We start from the raw sequence: 17,599 nt of genomic DNA, 5'->3' as shown, positions 1-17,599 counted from the left end.
CCCGATATTCGGCCCTTTTTGGCGCTGCGGCCCACCGCCGCCGCGCCTCGCTTCGTCCATTCTGCACATCCGTTCAGGCGCAAAATGCCGGTCCCGGTGCGTTATTGCCGCAGGTTCGATGAGGAAAGAGGAGAAACGTCATGAACCGTTCGATGCTTCTGACCGCCATCGCCATGGTCGGCATGACCCCGATCGCCGCCATGGCCCAGCCCCAGGCGCGTGGCCCGGCTCCGGGTGAAGGCCCGGTGAGCTATGAGGAACAGCTGGCGTCGGTCGAGGACCAGCTTGTCTATGAAGCGCCGATCGCCGGCGTGGAGAACAACTACTGGTTCAATTATCAGACCGACCTGGCCGAGGCGCGCAAGGAACTGACCAAGGATCTGCGCCATTCCAGCGATGCGGAGGATAATCGCGACGCCTGGGAGGAATATCGCACCGAACTGGCCGATGCCCGTGGCGACTATGCCAAGGAAATGGCCGAGAAGGGCTATCCGGTCGGCGAAGTCCGGGTGCTGGGCAGCAGCGGCCGCTGATCCGCGCGGCGCTGGCCCAAGTAAAAAGGGCTGGTCCGGTTATCCGGGCCAGCCCTTTTCGCATTACTGTGTGTAAGCCTTGGTCAGGCGATAGAGGAAGGCGCGGCCGTCGAGCAGCGACTTGACCCGGATGCGCTCATTGAGGCCATGGACCCCCTGGCCATCGGGGTCGGCGAACATGCCCGACACGCCATAGGTGGGGATGCCCGCCGCATTGGTGAAGCGCCCGTCGGTCGCCCCGGTCGCAAGCCGCGGGATCACCGGCACGCCCGGCCACATCTCCTTGGTCAGCGCCTCGATCGGCGCCATGATCTGCGGCGTCAGCTGCGGCGCCGACGATTTGGGCTGCGGCGGATCGGCCAGCGTCACCTTGACCTTCTCGTCGCCGCCCACCTGCGCCAGCTTGGCACGCACCGCCTCGACATCCTCGCCCGGAATGATGCGGCAATTGACGTTCGCGGTCACCGACTGGGGCTGGGCATTGGGGGCATGGCCGCCATTGATCAGCGTCGGGATGCAGGTGGTGCGCAGGGTGGCGTTCCAGCTCGGATTGGCGGCCGAGATCGCGGCATAGTCCGCCTCGGTCGCCTTGCCCGCGCCGACCGCCGCCATCGGCTGCGACAGCTTGGGATAGAGCGGCGCCGACGCGCCGAAATAGGCCTTGGCCGCCGGGGTCAGGTTCACCGGGAAATCATAGGCGTTCACATTGGCCAGCGCCTGCGCCATCCAGCCGATCGCGTTGAAATGCGGTTCCTGGCGCGAACTGTGGCCGCCCGGCGCGGTCGCGGTGAAGGTGAAGTCCTGATAGACCTTCTCGCCCGCCTGCACGCCATGGCTGACCGGCTTGCCATTTTCGTCCAGCGACCCGCCGCCGCCTTCGTTGAGCGCCCATCCGGCCGCCATCGCATCGGGCTTGTTCTTCAGCAGATATTCGACGCCGTTCAGTGCCTTCTCCGTCTCCTCGCCACAGGTCAGCGCCATCTTGATCGTGCGCTTGGGCTTGTAGCCTTCCTGCTTGAAACGGATCATGGCGTCGGCGAAGCTCGCCGCCATCGCCTTGTCGTCCGACGTGCCCCGGCCATAGAAATAGCCGCCTTCCTCGATCAGGGTGAAGGGATCGCGGCTCCAGTCCGCGCGCTTGGCCGCGACCACGTCGATATGGGCGAGCAGCAGCAGCGCGGGCAGCTTGGCGTTCGAACCGCGCAGCACGGCGGTCAGATTGCCTTCCTTGGGATGGGCCGGATCGACCACGACAGCGATATCGCCATCGGCATAGCCCGCCGCCTTCAGCCGCGTCGCAATCTGTTCGGCGGCGAGCGTGCAGCTGCCATTGGGCCAGCTCGAATCGGTCTCCACCAGTTCCTTGTAGAGGGTGCGGAAGGCGGCTTCGCCGGCGCGGGCCTGCGTGTCGGCCGCGGTAGCGGCGTGCAGCGGGCTGAGGCTGGCGGCCAGCAGCGCGGCGGCGGGCAAGGCGGCAACTAAGCGACGGGATGGCATGGGGCGATGTCCTTGTTCTGATTGTGCGACGCTTGGAAATGCGTCTCCCTGGCCCGGCTGGGCGGCGCGACTGTGCAGAAAGCCGGGGGCGGCGGCAAGGGGATGATTGATGCCCGCTGGCCCTGTTTGGTTGTGCATATCATGCACAATGGCTGTGCCTTGGGCTCATATTGTTTCGCCACATGGACAGGCGCATAGAGGGTTTGCCTGAAGCTCCAGCAATGCGCGCCCGATCCGGCGTGGCGGGCCGACGCGTCCGGCTTTCATTCTCCCGACCGGCGTCGCCGCCCTGCCTGGCCCCGCCCGATGATGCTGGATGTGCCGCGTGACGCCTGCCTTGCCACAAGCGCGCTGGATGGCCGATCGCTACGGCGGCCATGACGCGCTGTTCACGCTCAAGGCCTTTATCGCGGCGATGCTGGCCTATTATATCGCGCTGCGGATCGGGCTGGACCGGCCCTATTGGGCGATCATCACCGCCTATATCGTTGCCCAGCCGCTCGCCGGCGCGGTGTCGTCCAAGGCGATGTTCCGCCTGCTCGGCACCGTCATCGGCGCGGGCGTGGCGATCCTGCTGGTGCCATTGCTCGGCAATGCCCCCGAACTTCTCTCGCTCGCGCTGGCGCTGTGGCTCGGGCTCTGCACCTTCGTCGCGCTGCTCGACCGGACCCCGCGCGCCTATACCTTCCTGCTGGCGGGCTATACCGCCGGCATCGTCGCCTTCCCGGCGGTCGAGGCGCAGGCGACGATCTTCACCGCCGCTAGCCTGCGCGCCCAGGAAATCGGCATCGGCATCGCCTCGGCCACGCTGGTCCACAGCCTCGTCTTCCCGCGCACCGTGTCGGCTCGCCTCCAGGCGCGGATCGATGCGATCATGATCGACGCGGAACGCTGGTCGCGCGATTCCCTGCGGGTCGACCATGGCGATGCGGTCGTGACCCGCGACCGCCGGCAATTGGCGACCGATATCCACGAACTGCACCAGCTTGCCACCCATTTGCCGTTCGAAAGCAGCGCGCTGCGGCTGAAGGCCGGGGTGTTGCGCGCGCTGGAGACGCAGCTTTGCCTGCTGCTGCCGCTGGCCAGCGCGGTCGAGGATCGCTGTCGCCAGTTGCAGCGGGCCGATGCCTTGCCGCCGGCGGTCCATGTCCTGCTGGATGATGTCGTCGCCTGGCTGGGCGCGCCGGACGGGGAGGGGGCCTCGCCTGAAGCGCTGCGCGCCCGCGCCCGTGCCTGCGAACCCGATTGCCGCTTGCCCTTCGCCTGGCACGCGGCATTGCAGCTCAGCATGCTCGACCGGCTGGCCGAACTGGTCGCCGTCCATGCCATCTGCCGCGAGTTGCAGGCGGCGATGGGCGCCGATCGCATCCCCCTGTCACCGCCCGCGCGGGAAGCGATCCGCAACGCCCGCCGCCGCGTCCTGCATCGCGATTATGGCCTAGCGCTGCGCGGCGCGCTGGCGACCAGCCTCACCGTGCTGATCGGCTGCCTGCTCTGGATTCTGTCGGCCTGGCCGGCCGGGGCAGGGGCGGTCGTCATCGCCAGCATCATCTGTGCCCTGTTCAGCAATATGGACGATCCCGCGCCTGCTGCCTGGAAAGTGTGGCAGGGCACCTGCTGCGCGGTGCTGGTGGCCGCGCCCTATGCCTTTGCCATCCTGCCGCGCGTGTCCGACTTTCCGGTTCTGGTCGCAGTGCTGGCGCCGGCCTTCCTGCTGGTCGGTGCGATGATGGTGCGGCGGCGGCTGGCGGCGATGGCGATCGGCATGATCCTCTCGCTGCCCGGCCTGATGGGCCTCGATGGCTATTATACCGGGCAGTTCGACAGTTTCGCCAATGCCGCCATCGCCCAGATGCTGGGCGCGTTGCTCGCGGTCTGGGCGCTCAAGATGGTTCGCACCGTGGGCGCCGAACAATCCGCGCTGCGCCTGCTCCGGGCGGGCTGGCGCGATCTTGCCCTGCGCACCGATCCGCGCCAGCAGCCCGATACAGTCAAATGGATCAACACCATGCTCGACCGTATCGGCCTGCTGACCCCGCGCCTTGCCGAACTGGGCAGCGACACCACCGCGCCCTTGCTCGATATCCTGCGCGACACGCGCGTGGGCATGTCGCTCGACGATCTCCACCGCTTCCGGGTGCGCGCCCATGCCCGCGACGACCGGCTGCTCGATGTCGTGCTGGGGCGGGTGCGCCAGCATTTCGATCGGCTTGGCGCCAGGGGGCAGGCCGATCCCGATCCTGCGCTGGTGCGGGCCATCGATACGGCGCTCGCCACGATCGGCCGGAACGGCGCGGTCGATGATCGGCGGCTGGCGCTGCTGGCGCTCACCAGCCTGCGCCGCAACATCGCGCCCGATATTCCGCTCAGTCCGCGTCGGGATCGCGAAAATTCAGCCGCCGCGTGACGGTATAGTCCAGCACGCCGACCAGCAGATAGCTGATCCACTGCTTGATCAGCGTCAGGCCGGTGCGGCTGGTGCGATAGGTCTCCAGCGAAATCTGCCGGCTCTCGCCCGTCCGCTGGGTGATGAAGCTGCGCATCGCCTCGGCAAAGCCGGCATCCTCCACCCGCAGCATCAGCTCCAGGTTGAGGAACAGGCTGCGCATGTCGAAATTGGCCGATCCGATATAGACCGCATCGTCGATCACGATCAGCTTCATGTGCAGCTTGCAGGGCTGATATTCATATATCTCGACGCCGCGTCGCAGCAGCGGACCATAGAGCAGCCGTGCCGCCGCGATCGTCGCGCCATTGTCCGACAGGGCCGGCAGGATCAGGCGCGCGCCCTTGCGCCGGGCGGCGCGGGCGATCCGCTTCATCATGCCCCGGCCGGGCGAGAAATAGGCCTCGACCATGTCCAGTCGCTGCGCCCGGTCCATGTCATGCTTCACCACCTGCGCCCAGGGGCTCAGCCGCCGGGTCGGCCCGCCGATCAGCCAGCGAAACGGATCGGCCGGATCATGGTGCAGCGATGGGTGCCAGTGCCGCACCATCGCCCGCAGGGTGCGGAACCTTTGCCCCTTGCTCGTGACCCAGCGCCATAGCTGGCCATACCAGCGCGCCATCGCCTCGGCCTGCGGCCCTTCCAGCAGCAGCCCCAGGTCGCGCCAGCAATCGTCGGCGGGTATGCCGAAATAGCCATCCTCGACATTGAAGCCGCCGATCATCAGCCTTTTGTCGTCGGCCAGGGCGATCTTCTGATGATTGCGGATCAGGTAGCGGGTCGACCGGCGCGTCCCGAACCGGCCGAAATGGCCGCCCGCCGCGATCAGCGGGGCGAACAGGCTGTCGGGCGTATCGGACGATCCGAAGCCGTCGATCATCAGCGTCACGGCCACGCCGCGTGCCCGCGCCGCCACCAGCCGCTCGCAGATCAGCCGGCCGCTGCCATCGTCGGCGAAGATATAATAATAGAGTTTCAGGCTCGTGCGCGCGCCGTCGATCAGTCTGACCAGCGCATCGCGCAGCGCCGCGCCTTCTTCGATGACGGTCAGTCGGTTGCCGTTCAGCGTGACGCTGATCGGGCTGGTCGGGGCTTGCTGTTGTCGCGACGCCATGGCCCCTTCATGCGCCGCTTTGCCGCGGCGCGCCATGGCTTTATGGGCTTTTCATTGACTCGACAGGCCGCCACTGCTAGGCGCCAAGTTCAAGATTCCCTATTGATTTTTCAGGAGGCCCGATTGGCCCGCGTCACCGTCGAAGATTGCGTCGACAAGGTTACCAACCGTTTCGATCTCGTCCTGCTCGCCGCCCAGCGCGCGCGTGAAATTTCCGGTGGCGCCGAGCTGACGCTTGAGCGTGACCGCGACAAGAATCCGGTCGTCGCCCTGCGCGAAATCGCCGAGGAAACCATTCTGCCCGCCGACCTGCATGATTCGGTCGTTGCGTCGCTGCAGAAGGTCCAGATTGACGACGACGATACGCCCGATGAAATCGGTTCGATCGCCCAGTCGGCGGAGGCCCTGCGCCTGACCGCAGCGGCTCCGCCGCGCAACCAGAATATCGGCGGCGATTACGACGGCTGATTTTTCCACTTTCCGGTTTGGAGAGGGAAGGGGTCCGGCCCGCGCAAGCGGGACCGGGCCTCAATGATTCTGGGCACCGGATTCTGGTGCGTTATTTCCAGGCCGTCGCCAGCATCGCGTCGAGCATGTCGGCATAGGACCAGCCATCGGCCCGCGCGGCGATCGCCGACAGGCAATCCTGGTCTGCGCGCCCCGGCCGGCCCGCACCGGTCATGTTCGGCTTCATGTTGAGGTCGAACAGCTTAAACTGGCCGCTGGTATCGGCGCGGCAGTCGATGCGGATCACCGCGCGCGATTCCACCAGCTCGGCCGCCTTCACACAGGCATCCAGCATCGCCAGCACCGGCGCCTCCGTCATCCGTTCCGGGCCGATCGCGACGCTGTTCTGCGTCACCGCGACATCGCCATTATAGGGGGCGACACCGTCCTTCTGGTCGAAGCGCAGCACCGGGCGCAGCGCGAAATGGCGGTCGCCCCTTTCGCCTGACGGGCGCGGCGCGGCCGGCGGCAGGACAGTAATGGTCATTTCCTCGCCGTCCAGAAATTCCTCGACCATCAGCAGCGTGCCGAACTTGCCCTCGTCGATCAGGCTGCGGGCCGCGGCGTTCAGCGCATCGGCATCGCGCACCAGCGTCACGCCCTGGCTGCCCCGGCCACGCACGGGCTTCACGATCAGCGGGAAGGGAATGGCCAGATCGGTCAGGAGTTGCCCGACATCGGCCAGCGCATGCACGCCTTGGCTCGGCCGATCAGCCAGCAAAAAACCGCGCGCCACCGGCAAGCCGGCCTGTTCCAGCATCCGGTTGGTGGCGAACTTGTCGTCATATTTCTGCGTGGCGGCCGGGGTCTGGCCGACGATCGCGACCTGGCCCATCACGGCCTCGATCGGATGCCCCTCGAACAGCACGCTATTGGCCCAGATCGTGTCGGCGCCCGCCGCGATCGCGGCTGCTATCCCGTCGGCCGTGTCGGGGAATACCCATTGCATCGCCTGCGCCGGATCGGGCGCGGGCACCGGCGTTACCACCGTGCGGCCCAGCCCCTTCAATGCAAAGCCGATATCGGCCCCACCGTCGGAATAGCCGCCGGGCTTGGCATCCTTGCGCAGCCCGTCGATCACCGGCGGCGGCAGCGCCTGATAGAGCAGGGCGACCGCCGGCCCGCTCATGCCACCACCTCCGGCAGGCGCCAGTCGATCGCGCCGCGCCCCTTGGCCTCCAGAAAGTCATTGGCCTGCGAGAAATGGCGGCAGCCCAGAAAGCCGTTATGCGCCGACAGTGGCGAAGGATGGGCGGCCTTCAGCACCAGATGGCGCCCGGAATCGACGAAGCCGGCCTTGCGCTGGGCATAGGCGCCCCACAGCAGGAACACGACCGGCTCCTCCTTCTGCGCCACCAGCCGGACGATCGCGTCCGTGAACGTCTCCCAGCCCTTGCCCTGGTGCGACGCGGCGCGGCCCATCTCGACCGTCAGCACGCTGTTGAGCAGCAGCACGCCCTGCCGCGCCCAATGCTCCAGGAAGCCGTGCCGCGCGCGCGGCAGGCCGAGGTCGCTTTCCAGCTCCTTGTAGATATTGACCAGCGAGGGCGGCGTCCGCACGCCGGGCTGGACCGAAAAGCACAGGCCATGCGCCTGGCCCTCGCCATGATAGGGGTCTTGCCCCAGCACCACCACCTTCACTTGGTCCAGCGGCGTCAGGTCCAGCGCCCGGAAATATTCATTCCCCTTGGGGAAGATGCGCTTGCCCGCCGCCTTTTCCGCTTCGATGAACTGTTTCAGGCCCTGCATATGGGGGCTGGCGAACTGGTCGCGCAGCGGCGCGCGCCAGCTTTCGTGCAGCTTGATGGTGTCGTTCATGGCCGGCGTGATGAACCCCCGGCATGCCTGCGTCAACCGCGGGAAAAGCCGATCAAATATCTTGCCACCCGACCCATGATGGGCGACAGACGGGCCATGCCGTCTCTCCGTCAAATTGGCGCCAGCTGCGCCGCCCTTGGCCTGTTCTTTGCGCCCTTGCCGAGCGCCGATGCCTTCGGTCCGCCGCCCCGGCCGCAAGTGCTGCTGACGGCGGAGGCGCATCTCCTGGCGGAATTTGATCGCTTTGCCGCTTTGTCGGACGGCACGGTCGGTGTCGCGGTGCAGGATCTGCAGACCGGCGAGGTCCAGTCGCGCAATGGCGACACCCTCTTCCCCATGGCCAGCGCCTACAAGGTCGCGGTCGCGGGCCGTATCCTCTCGCTGGTCGATGCCGGCAGCCTGAAGCTCGACGACCGGCTCGCGCTCGATCCAGCGCTGGCGAGCGAGGGCGGCATCGCCTGGATGTTCTCGCGCCCCGGCGCGACTCTGCCGGTCAGCCAGTTGCTCGACCTGATGCTGACGCGCAGCGACAATAATGCGACCGACGTGCTGGTCGCCCGCGCCGGCGGGCCGAAGGCGGTCAGCGATTTCGTCGCCGGCCTCGGCATCCATGGCCTGCGCGTCGATAGCGATACCGCGCATCTTCTCTACCGCGCCATGGGTATCAATCCCCAGTCCGGCACCTTCCAGCAGAATGCCGGCGCCGCCCGCCGCGCCGATCCGATGATCCAGCGGCGCGACGTGCGCGACCTGCCGAACATGGACTTCATGCTCGATCCGCGCGACACGGCGACGCCGCTGGCGATGAACCAGCTGCTGGTCGCCTATGAATCGGGCAAGGCATTGAAGCCGGACAGCACGCAACTGCTCTTCACCATCATGGGCCATTGCCAGACCGGCAAGCTGCGTCTGTCGGGCATGTTGCCGCCCGGCACCCCGGTCGCGCACAAGACCGGGTCGCTCAACGGCGTCGGCAATGATGTCGGCATCATCGGCCTACCCGATGGCCGCCGCTTCGCCATCACCGTGTTCGTGATGAAGGACAGCCGGGGCCATGTCTCGCGCGACCAGATCATGGCCCAGGCCGCCCGTGCGGCCTATGATTATTTCCTCTTTGCGCCCAAGCGGCGCGTGGCGCTTAACAAGTTGAACGTCCACGTATAAAAGATGGGGCATAACAGAGAGGATGCCCCTTATGACCCAGATCACCCGGTTCCGGGACTTCTGGCCCTATTATCTGCAGGAACATGCCCGGCCCGCGACGCGCGCCATGCATTATGCCGGGACCAGCCTGGTGGTCGGCATCGCGGCCACTGCGGCCATTACGGGGCGATGGTGGCTGGCCGCTGCGCTGCCGGTCGCCGGCTATGGCTTCGCCTGGGTCAGCCATATGCTTATCGAGCGCAATCGCCCCGCCACCTTCCGCTATCCACTCTGGTCGCTGCGCGCCGATTTCGTGATGCTCCAGCGCTTCCTGACCGGCCATATGCGCCGCGATCTGGTTCGGGCCGGCATCCGCGCCGACGGCACGGTCGATCCGCAGCGTCGCATTCGAGTGTGATCCACAGCACACCCGCTTGATTCCCGCCGCCGCTCTGTCACAAGAGGGGCGCGATGGGGCTCACCGCGACATTCTCCCTGCCGACCGACCGGTCGGCGCTGGCCGCCCGCTGGCAGGCGCTGGAGGCGCGCAGCGATGCGTCCTTCTTCCTGCGCTGGACCTGGGTGGGGGCCTGGCTCGACAGCTATGGCGTGCGAACCGAACTGCTCGCTGTCACCGATGAAAGCGGACAGGATGTCGCGCTGGCGCTGGTCGGCCATGCGATGCGCCCGCGCCTGCTCGGCCCGGTGGCGACGCTCAGCCTCAACCAGTCGGGCGATCCGGTGATCGACCGGCCCTATGTCGAATATAATGGCCTGCTCGCCGCGCGCGGGCAGGAGGCGGCGGCCGTCGCTGCCGCGATCGACGCCATCGCCCGGCGCCGAGACTGGCGTGTATTGCGGCTGAGCGGCATCGCCCCGGATTCGCCGCTGCTGGGCCTGCCTGCTCGCCGCAAATTGCGGGTCGATGCCTCGCCCGTCTACCAGGTCGATCTCGATGCCGTGCGCGCCGCCGATGGCGACTATCTCTCGCTGCTCAGCAGCAATACGCGCAGCCAGATTCGCCGCGCGATGAAGGATCATGGCGGGCCGCTGCCCGACGTCACGGTCGGCACGCTGGATGACATCGCCCCCTGGCTGGACGAGATGGCCGCGCTCAACATGGGGCGCCATGCCGACAATGCCTGGGACGATCAGGGCTTTCGCCAGTTCGTCGCCACCATCGCGGCCCGCGGCCTGCCATCGGGCGCGGTCGAACTGCTGCGCTTTGCCGATGCCGGCGGCCCGGTCGGCCTGCTGGTCAATTTCGTGCAGGACGGGCAGGCGATGAACTATCAGTCCGCCTTCGCCCAGCCACGCACCGCCAAGGACAAGCCGGGCCTGCTCTGTCACGCCGCCGCCGTCGGCCATTATGCCGCGCAGGATTTCCGGCTCTATTCGCTGCTCGCCGGCAAGGATCGCTACAAGCAGAGCCTCTCCACGCGCGAGGAAGCGCTGGAATGGTGGCATGTCGAGCGTTTCAGCCCCCGGCTGGAGGCCGAGGCGCTGGCGCGCAGGATCCTTAAACGCCCAGCTTCCGCATGACCCGATAGACGAAGCGGCGAATGCCCTGTTGCTCGGGGCGTTCGCTCACCGTGCCGGTCGGCAGGCCGCGCTTGCGCAGCAGGGCGTTGAAACTGTGCAGTTCGCCCTCCGCCACGCTGCGGTCGGACCGCCAGGTGATCGACAGGCTGATCGATACGGCCGGGCCATTTTCCACGAAATGCGGGGCCTTGACCGGCACATGCACGGCCTCGCCGGGGCTGAGCGGAAAGGGGGTGCCGCGCGCCTTGAACCCGTCCTGCCAGATCAGGTTGCGATGGCCGCCATTGTGGAATTCCTCGCTCTTTTGCGCCGGCACCAGTTCCTCGTCGCGCGCCGGGAACACGGTCATCACCTTGGCCCCCATGATCTGCAGCAGGATATTATGCTCCGGGTCCATGTGGAACGGGGTGACGCTGCCGGGGGAGGTCAGGAAGATGAAGGCCTCGCGGTGGAGCATCGGTCCGGTGCTGCGCGCGACGATCGGCTCCAGCTCCGCCAGCGCCGCGTCCAGCAACGCGCCATAGGCCGGGTCGCGCTCGACATTCTTCAGCACCGCCCAGCTGCCATTGCTCTCGATCGTGCGGATCGTCTCGGCCAGGCTCAGCCCATTGGAAGGCGTATCCTCCGGCCGCACGCCCAGCGGCAGCTTGCCCAGATTATATTCGACCGCGCTCGCCGGCATCCGCTCGGCCAGCGTCGCCAGCGCATCCAGCGTCAGCAGCGCATGCCCGACCAATTGATGCGTCAGCTTGGTCGGCTGGTCGGGATAGGCGGCGGCAAAGGCGGCGCGCGCGCTGTCCGAAAAATGCGGCGCGTCGGTGGCGGGCGCCATCGGGCTATGCACGGTCATTCCTGTCCTTTCATGCGGCTGGCGATCCGTTCGACCCCGCCGGCCAATGCAAAGGCCGCTGCCCGGCGCAGGCGCGTCGCGCCCTTGCCCTGCAGGGCGATACGATATTGGACGATGCTGCGGCGCTCGGCCCACAGGCTGTCGATCATCGGATGATCGGCGGCGGCGCAACTGTCCATCCAGCCGATCGCCGGATCATCCTGCACTGCGTGCAGATTGGCTATCTCGATCAGCACGCCGGGTGAAAAGCGGCCCATCTCCTCGTCAAAGGCGATCTTGAAGGAAAAGGCGCCGTCGCCATGGCGGAAATTGACCAGCATCGCGATCGCCCGGCCATCCAGGTCGATGCGCAGGAAATGCAGCCGACCCGCCGCAAAGGCCGCGGCGCAGGCGGCGCGGAAGAAGGCGATGTCATCCGGCCTGCTCGCCAATGCGCTGCCCTCGCGGCCCTTCCATCCGGACGCCTCCAGCGCCAGAAAGTCGCCACACCAGCGCGGCAGGTCCGTGCCATCGTCCAACAATCGCTGCTCGACCGTCCCCAGTTCCGCCAGTCGCTTCTGCAGGCGGCGGATTTCCTTGCGCTTCTTGGCGCGGACATGGGTTTCCCAATAGGCGTCGGCCGACAGGTCGGATCGCAGCATTGCCCGGTCATGGCGATGCACCTCGCGCCGGCCGCGCCCTTGTTCGACGCACAGTGCTTCCAGCGCGGCGGCATTGGCGCCGGCCGCATCCAGTGCGCGCAGATGCAGGAAATGGGGCGCCCATTCCGCCTCGTCCAGTTGCGCCAGCAGGCTGCGCCACGCCGCCATCTCCTGACCACGCCGGATCAGCGGCGCGCCGAAGAAACAATGGTCGTGCATCCAGTTGGCGACGCAGCCGATCGGCAAGCGGCCATGGCGCGCCTGCACCGTCACCGGCAAAAGGCCGATCAGATCGCCATCCGCCTGCGCCTCGATCAGACGCACGTCACCATTGCTGGCCAGATGGTCGATCGCCGCTGCCAACAGGTCGGGCGCATAGAAGGCATTGGGTTCGGCCGCATCTGCGGCGAGGGTCGCCCAGCGCGCGCGCGGGTCCGTCAGCGCCAGGCTGTCGGATGCAAAGGGGGGAGATGGGTGCGCTGCCATGTCCATCGCCTCGCCTTAGCCGGGAAAGATTAGGGAATGCCTAAGTATTCCGCCGCATGGAAGCCTGTATCGAACGGCTTATGAGGGAAAGGGCTTTACATCGCGCGTCGGATTGTCTGTGAACCGCCATGGCTCTGGCGGCGACCCGCCTGTCGGCCCGATCAAGGAGGATGACGCTTTGACGATCCTGGTAACCGGCGCGGCCGGCTTCATCGGCATGGCGGTGGCGGACCGGCTGCTGGCCGACGGGCGTGCCGTGATCGGCATCGACAATCTCAACGACTATTATCAGGTTTCGCTCAAGCGCGACCGGATCGCGGCGCTCGAACAGCGCCATGGCAAGCTGTTCACCTTCGCCGAACTGGACTTTGCCGACATGCCCGCACTTCAGGCGCTGCTCGCCGATCATCCGATCGAGGCGATCGTCCATCTCGGCGCCCAGGCCGGCGTGCGCTATTCGTTGATCAACCCCCATGCCTATGTCCGCTCCAACCTTGCCGGCCATGTGAACATGCTCGAACTGGCGCGGGAACGGCGGGTGCGTCATCTGGTCTACGCCTCCTCCTCATCCGTCTATGGCGGCAATGAGGTGCTGCCCTTCCGGGTGGAGGATCGCACCGATCATCCGGTCTCCCTCTATGCCGCGACCAAGCGGGCGGACGAGCTGATGAGCGAGACCTATGCCCATCTGTTCCGCGTGCCGATGACGGGACTGCGCTTCTTCACCGTCTATGGTCCCTGGGGCCGGCCCGACATGGCGATGTGGATCTTCACCCAGAAGATCCTCGCCGGCGAACCCATACCGGTCTTCAACCATGGCCGGATGCAGCGCGACTTCACCTATATCGACGACATCGTCGCCGGGGTGATCGGCTGCCTTGATTCCCCGCCGGGCGACGACGGCGCGCTCAAGGCGGGCGGCAGCCGGGCGCCGCATCGGCTTTACAATATCGGCAATAATCGGCCCGAGGAACTGATGCACCTGATCGCCGTGCTGGAGGAGGCTGTGGGGCGCAAGGCGCAGCTGGACTTCCAGCCGATGCAGCCGGGCGACGTGCCGGCGACCTTCGCCGACATCAGTGCGATTGCCCAGGATATCGGCTTTGCGCCCACCACCGGGATCGAGTCGGGCGTGCCCCGATTCGTCAACTGGTATCGCGACTATCATCGCCTCTGAGTGTTGCGGCATATGTCGAGCTGTCGAAAAGTTCCTCGGCTTGTCGATAATTTGGCTCATTTCATCTTGTATTTCTGCCCCATTCCCCCTGCCTTCCGACTTCAGTGCCCCTTGCCGCACTTGCGAAATGGATTGCCATAAGTGCCTGAAACGGCGTAGACAGTTGCAGGGTGCTGATTGCGAAATCGGCCTGGGGTCGCGGAACAAGGGATGGACGCTGCGCTGGCAAGGCGCATCGACACCGCGGGCGTCAGCCGGAGCATGTCGGCGGCGATACGCGGAAAAAAGGGCAAGAAGCGTGTCGACAGTTTCGAAGATCGTTCCTTTCGGCTCGGGTGCGCATATTGTGGAGACGGCGTGCAGCAGTCTCGCCCTGGCAGCCAGGGGGCTCAATACACTCGAAGCCAAATTTTCCGACCGGGAATTTTCCGCCGCCTTCCTGCGGCTCGTCGGTATCATCATCAATGTCCGGGGACGGGTGATCGTCACCGGCATCGGCAAGAGCGGCATCGTCGCGCGCAAGATGACGGCGACGCTCACCTCCACAGGCACGCCGGCGCTGTTCCTGCATCCGGCCGATGCCGGCCATGGCGATCTGGGCATGGTGACGCCGGACGATGTCGTGCTGATGCTGTCCCATTCGGGTGAATCCACCGAACTCGGGCCGATCATCCATTATTGCAAGCGCTTCGGCGTCCCGCTGCTGGCGATGACGGCGCAGGCGCAGAGCACCGTGGCCGAGGCTGCCGATGTCTGCATGCTGATGCCGGCGGTGCGCGAAGCCTGCCCCAACATGCTGGCGCCCACCACATCGACCACCTTGCAGATGGCCTTTGGTGACGCACTGGCGATGTCGCTGATGGAAATGCGCGGCTTTTCGGCCGACGATTTCTACAAATTCCACCCCAATGGCCGTCTCGGGGCACAGCTCGTCAAGGTGCGCGAACTGATGTCGGCGGGCAGCGACGTGCCGCGGGTGTGCGAGGATTCCTCGCTGCTCGACGCCACGATCGAGATGACCCGTGCGCGCCTTGGCGGCACGGCCATCGTCGACCAGGGTGGCCAACTGATCGGCGCCTTCACTGATGGCGATCTGCGCCGGGCCGTGACCGGCAAGCAGAATCTGACCGATGCGGTCGGCCGTTTCATGACCGTGACGCCGCAGTCGATCGGTCCCGACGAACTGGCGTCGGAAGCGCTGCGCATCATGCACGATCGCAACATCACCCTGCTGTTCGTGTGCGAGGATGGCGATCTGGTCGGCGCGCTTCACATGCATGATCTGCTGCACGCCGGGGTCGCCTGACCATATTGGTGGTCATTCCGGCGCGGGCGGGTTCGTCCCGCCTGCCGCGCAAGCCGCTGCGCCTCATTGCGGGGCGCAGCCTGCTGCATCGCACGATCGCCATGGCGCGCGCGGCGATCGGTTCGCGCGCCGGCGTCGCTCTGGTCGTCGCCACCGATGATGACGAGATTGCAGCCCATGCGCAGGCCGCCGGCTGCGACGCGGTGATGACCGACAGCGCGATCGCTACCGGCTCCGGCCGCGCGCTCGCTGCTGCCCGCGCGCAGGCCACCCAGCCCGACTTCGTCGTCAATCTCCAGGGGGATTCGCCCTTCCAGCCCAAGGGAGCGCTGGGCGCGGTGATCGAGGCGCTGGATGCCGGCGCGCAGGTCGCGACCCCGGTGATCGGGCTCGACTGGGCCGCGCTCGATGCGCTGCGCGAGCATAAGCAACGCTCGCCCTTCAGCGGCACGACCTGCGCGCGCGGTGCGGATGGCCGGGCGCTCTGGTTCTCCAAGACGATCATTCCCGCCATCCGCGACGAGAACAGGCTGCGCGCAGCCGGTCCCATATCCCCCGTCTGGCGTCATGTCGGCCTCTATGGCTATGCCTATGACGCGCTTGCCCGGTTCGAGGCATCGCCGCCCACGGCGCTCGAAAATCTGGAAGGGCTGGAGCAGTTGCGGCTGCTGGAACTGGGCATCGATATCATGACCGTCCCGGTCGATCTGCCCGTTTTCGACAGCAGCGGCATCGATACCGAGGCCGATATCCAGCGGGTCGAGGCGCTGATTGCCGCCCATGGAGACCCGACGCCGGCCCTGTCATGAGCCGGCGCATCTTCGTCATCCGCCACGGCAACACCTTCGCCTCCAGCGCCGATGCGCGCCGGGTCGGGGCCGGCACCGACATTCCGCTGGTCGACAGTGGCATGGCCCAGGCCCAGCGTCTCGCCAGCTATTTCGCGGCTCGGTCGTTGGGCGCCGTGCGCCTCTACAGCGGCCCGTTGCAGCGCGCGCGCCAGACTGCGGCGCCGATCGCGGCCGCGCTCGACCATCCGATCGACGCCATCCTGCCCTGGCTCGACGAGATCGACCATGGCCCGGACGAGGGGCAGCCCGAGGCGACCGTCGTTGCGCGGCTCGGCGAAGCGGCGATCGCCGCCTGGGACCGGGACGGGATCGCGCCCGATGGCTGGACCGTCGACGCCCCCGCACGCATCGCTGCCTGGCGCACCTGGTTCGCCGCGGAAGGGGAGGGGACGGAATTGCTGGTCACCAGCAACGGCGCCGCCCGCTTCGCCGTGCTGGCGCTGGGCCTCGCTTATGGCCAGCTCAAGCTGCGCACCGGGGCCTTTGGCGAACTGGTCGTCGATGCGCCGGGCCAGGTGCGGCTGTTGCGCTGGGACGAGCGCCCCTAAGGATTATTCCCGGCCGATCTCCGCAAAGCCCGCGATTGGCCCCCGCTCTTGATCGGGTCATTCTGTCCCCGCGCAGAATGTTCGAAAGGGGAAGGCGCTTGGCCATGCAGACCGGATATCATCGCAAGATCGCCTGGCTCGCAGGCCTGGTCGCCATGGCGCCGCTGCCGGCGATCGCGCAGGATGCGGGATCGCCGGCAGCGCCTGCCATCACCTCCGGCCCACCGCCGGCGGGCGGCAGCGACCAGGATCTGGCGCTGCAATTGTCCAACCCGGTCGCCTCGCTGATCAGCGTGCCGTTCCAGGAAAATCTCGACTTCGGCGCCGGGGATGATGGCATCAAGTCGACGCTGAATATCCAGCCGGTGGTGCCGATCAGCGTCGGCAAGGACTGGAACATGATCGTGCGCACCATCGTGCCGGTCGTCGCGCAGAATAGCTATCAGGGACCGGGCACGGATGCCTTCGGCCTTGGCGATATCACCCAGAGCTTCTTCTTCTCGCCCAAGGAGAATAAGGGCATCATCTGGGGCGTGGGCCCCGCCATCCTCTATCCCTCGGCAACCGATCGCTATCTGGGCGGGGACAAGTGGGGCGCCGGCCCGACCGTCGTGCTGCTCAAGCAGATGGGCCAGAACACGGTCGGTTTCCTCGGCAATCATATCTGGTCGATCGCCGGCAAGGACGACCGTTCCGACGTCAGCGCCAGCTTCATGCAGCCCTTCTTCAGCCACACCACGTCCCACGCCACCACCTATGGCATCAATGCCGAAGCCGCCTATGACTGGAAGGGCAAGGACTGGCTGATCCCGGTCAATCTCACCGTCACGCAACTGACCAAGGTCGGCGATCAGGCGGTGCAGGTGGGCCTTGGCGGCAAATATTATGCCGTCTCGCCCGACGGCGGCCCCGAATGGGGCATCCGCATGATCTTCACCCTGCTGTTCCCGAAGAAATAGCGGGCTTCCCAGCCGGCTAAGCCGAAGGCCAGCGTCCCTGGAGCGGAGCAAACAACATTCGGAGCCGTGAGACGACTACCCCAGATATGGGACGGCCGCGACATGATGCCAGCTGAATGGGCACGATGGGTGGTTAGCGGAATAGTATCTGTGGTCGCTCCATCGGATGCAAGCGGTAAAT

General features: G+C 66.5%; 17 protein-coding genes. 11 read left to right on the top strand and 6 right to left on the bottom strand.

Annotated elements, in window-relative coordinates; genetic code table 11:
* The first annotated feature begins 140 nt into the window (after positions 1-140).
* Complete coding sequence (locus tag ACUCV3_RS02770; protein WP_004208283.1) at positions 141-533, top strand: hypothetical protein; 393 nt, start codon at positions 141-143, stop codon at positions 531-533.
* A 63-nt stretch (positions 534-596) separates the two neighbouring features.
* Here the strand turns inward: ACUCV3_RS02770 and ACUCV3_RS02765 are convergent, their stop codons facing one another.
* A complete protein-coding gene (locus tag ACUCV3_RS02765; RefSeq protein ID WP_048939356.1) occupies positions 597-2,030 on the bottom strand; it encodes a M20/M25/M40 family metallo-hydrolase in 1,434 nt (477 codons plus the stop codon).
* A 355-nt stretch (positions 2,031-2,385) separates the two neighbouring features.
* On the opposite strand from ACUCV3_RS02765, the gene ACUCV3_RS02760 reads away from it, so the two are divergent.
* Positions 2,386-4,437, top strand: a complete 2,052-nt coding sequence (locus tag ACUCV3_RS02760; protein ID WP_048939355.1) for an FUSC family protein — start codon at positions 2,386-2,388, stop codon at positions 4,435-4,437.
* Here ACUCV3_RS02760 and ACUCV3_RS02755 read toward each other — a convergent pair.
* Positions 4,397-5,626 carry a phospholipase D-like domain-containing protein gene (locus tag ACUCV3_RS02755; protein ID WP_048939354.1) on the bottom strand — a complete coding sequence of 410 codons (1,230 nt, stop codon included), beginning with the start codon at positions 5,624-5,626 and terminating at the stop codon, positions 4,397-4,399. The two genes, ACUCV3_RS02760 and ACUCV3_RS02755, sit on opposite strands and share 41 nt — an antisense overlap.
* 87 nt (positions 5,627-5,713) lie before the next feature.
* Here ACUCV3_RS02755 and rpoZ point away from each other — a divergent pair, with 87 nt between their 5' ends.
* The gene (rpoZ, locus tag ACUCV3_RS02750) at positions 5,714-6,058 is read left to right on the top strand and encodes a DNA-directed RNA polymerase subunit omega (protein WP_004208279.1); all 345 of its coding nucleotides are present in this window, start codon (positions 5,714-5,716) and stop codon (positions 6,056-6,058) included.
* 91 nt (positions 6,059-6,149) lie between these two features.
* On the opposite strand, the gene ACUCV3_RS02745 is transcribed toward rpoZ, so the two are convergent.
* Positions 6,150-7,226 (bottom strand): D-alanine--D-alanine ligase family protein, encoded by a 1,077-nt coding sequence (locus ACUCV3_RS02745; protein WP_048939353.1) that lies wholly within the window; start codon positions 7,224-7,226, stop codon positions 6,150-6,152.
* Positions 7,223-7,915 (bottom strand): uracil-DNA glycosylase, encoded by a 693-nt coding sequence (gene ung, locus ACUCV3_RS02740; protein ID WP_004208277.1) that lies wholly within the window; start codon positions 7,913-7,915, stop codon positions 7,223-7,225. Before ung ends, ACUCV3_RS02745 begins: the two co-directional genes overlap by 4 nt.
* A 96-nt stretch (positions 7,916-8,011) precedes the next feature.
* Between ung and bla the strand changes: the two genes are divergently transcribed.
* The 3 genes from bla to ACUCV3_RS02725 are packed head-to-tail and all read left to right on the top strand — an operon-like array spanning position 8,012 to position 10,600.
* Positions 8,012-9,079 carry a class A beta-lactamase gene (gene bla / locus ACUCV3_RS02735; protein ID WP_048939363.1) on the top strand — a complete coding sequence of 356 codons (1,068 nt, stop codon included), beginning with the start codon at positions 8,012-8,014 and terminating at the stop codon, positions 9,077-9,079.
* A gap of 31 nt (positions 9,080-9,110) precedes the next feature.
* On the top strand, positions 9,111-9,476 hold the full coding sequence (locus tag ACUCV3_RS02730) for an Mpo1-like protein (protein ID WP_048939352.1): 366 nt from the start codon (positions 9,111-9,113) through the stop codon (positions 9,474-9,476).
* 53 nt (positions 9,477-9,529) lie between these two features.
* A complete protein-coding gene (locus tag ACUCV3_RS02725) occupies positions 9,530-10,600 on the top strand; it encodes a GNAT family N-acetyltransferase (RefSeq protein ID WP_048939351.1) in 1,071 nt (356 codons plus the stop codon).
* Here the strand turns inward: ACUCV3_RS02725 and ACUCV3_RS02720 are convergent.
* Positions 10,578-11,450, bottom strand: coding sequence for a cupin domain-containing protein (locus tag ACUCV3_RS02720; protein WP_048939350.1), 873 nt, complete (start codon positions 11,448-11,450; stop codon positions 10,578-10,580). The two genes, ACUCV3_RS02725 and ACUCV3_RS02720, sit on opposite strands and share 23 nt — an antisense overlap.
* Entirely contained in the window at positions 11,447-12,583 is a 1,137-nt protein-coding gene (locus ACUCV3_RS02715) for a GNAT family N-acetyltransferase (RefSeq protein ID WP_048939349.1), read from the bottom strand. Before ACUCV3_RS02715 ends, ACUCV3_RS02720 begins: the two co-directional genes overlap by 4 nt.
* A gap of 172 nt (positions 12,584-12,755) precedes the next feature.
* Between ACUCV3_RS02715 and ACUCV3_RS02710 the strand changes: the two genes are divergently transcribed.
* The 5 genes from ACUCV3_RS02710 (at position 12,756) to ACUCV3_RS02690 (ending at position 17,418) form a co-directional block, all read left to right on the top strand.
* Positions 12,756-13,754: an NAD-dependent epimerase/dehydratase family protein gene (locus tag ACUCV3_RS02710; RefSeq protein WP_048939362.1), complete on the top strand. Its 999-nt coding sequence runs from the start codon at positions 12,756-12,758 to the stop codon at positions 13,752-13,754.
* Positions 13,755-14,052: 298 nt separating this feature from the next.
* A complete protein-coding gene (locus ACUCV3_RS02705) occupies positions 14,053-15,060 on the top strand; it encodes a KpsF/GutQ family sugar-phosphate isomerase (protein ID WP_004208270.1) in 1,008 nt (335 codons plus the stop codon).
* 8 nt (positions 15,061-15,068) lie between these two features.
* A complete protein-coding gene (gene kdsB, locus ACUCV3_RS02700) occupies positions 15,069-15,869 on the top strand; it encodes a 3-deoxy-manno-octulosonate cytidylyltransferase (RefSeq protein WP_048939348.1) in 801 nt (266 codons plus the stop codon).
* A complete protein-coding gene (locus ACUCV3_RS02695) occupies positions 15,866-16,459 on the top strand; it encodes a histidine phosphatase family protein (protein WP_048939347.1) in 594 nt (197 codons plus the stop codon). Before kdsB ends, ACUCV3_RS02695 begins: the two co-directional genes overlap by 4 nt.
* 104 nt (positions 16,460-16,563) lie before the next feature.
* Positions 16,564-17,418, top strand: coding sequence for a hypothetical protein (locus ACUCV3_RS02690; RefSeq protein ID WP_017498995.1), 855 nt, complete (start codon positions 16,564-16,566; stop codon positions 17,416-17,418).
* Positions 17,419-17,599 lie beyond the last annotated feature (181 nt).

This window comes from Sphingobium sp. VMM (assembly GCF_056790315.1).
Note: the sequence above shows the minus strand (reverse complement) of the source record. Positions and strands in the feature narration are given on the sequence as shown.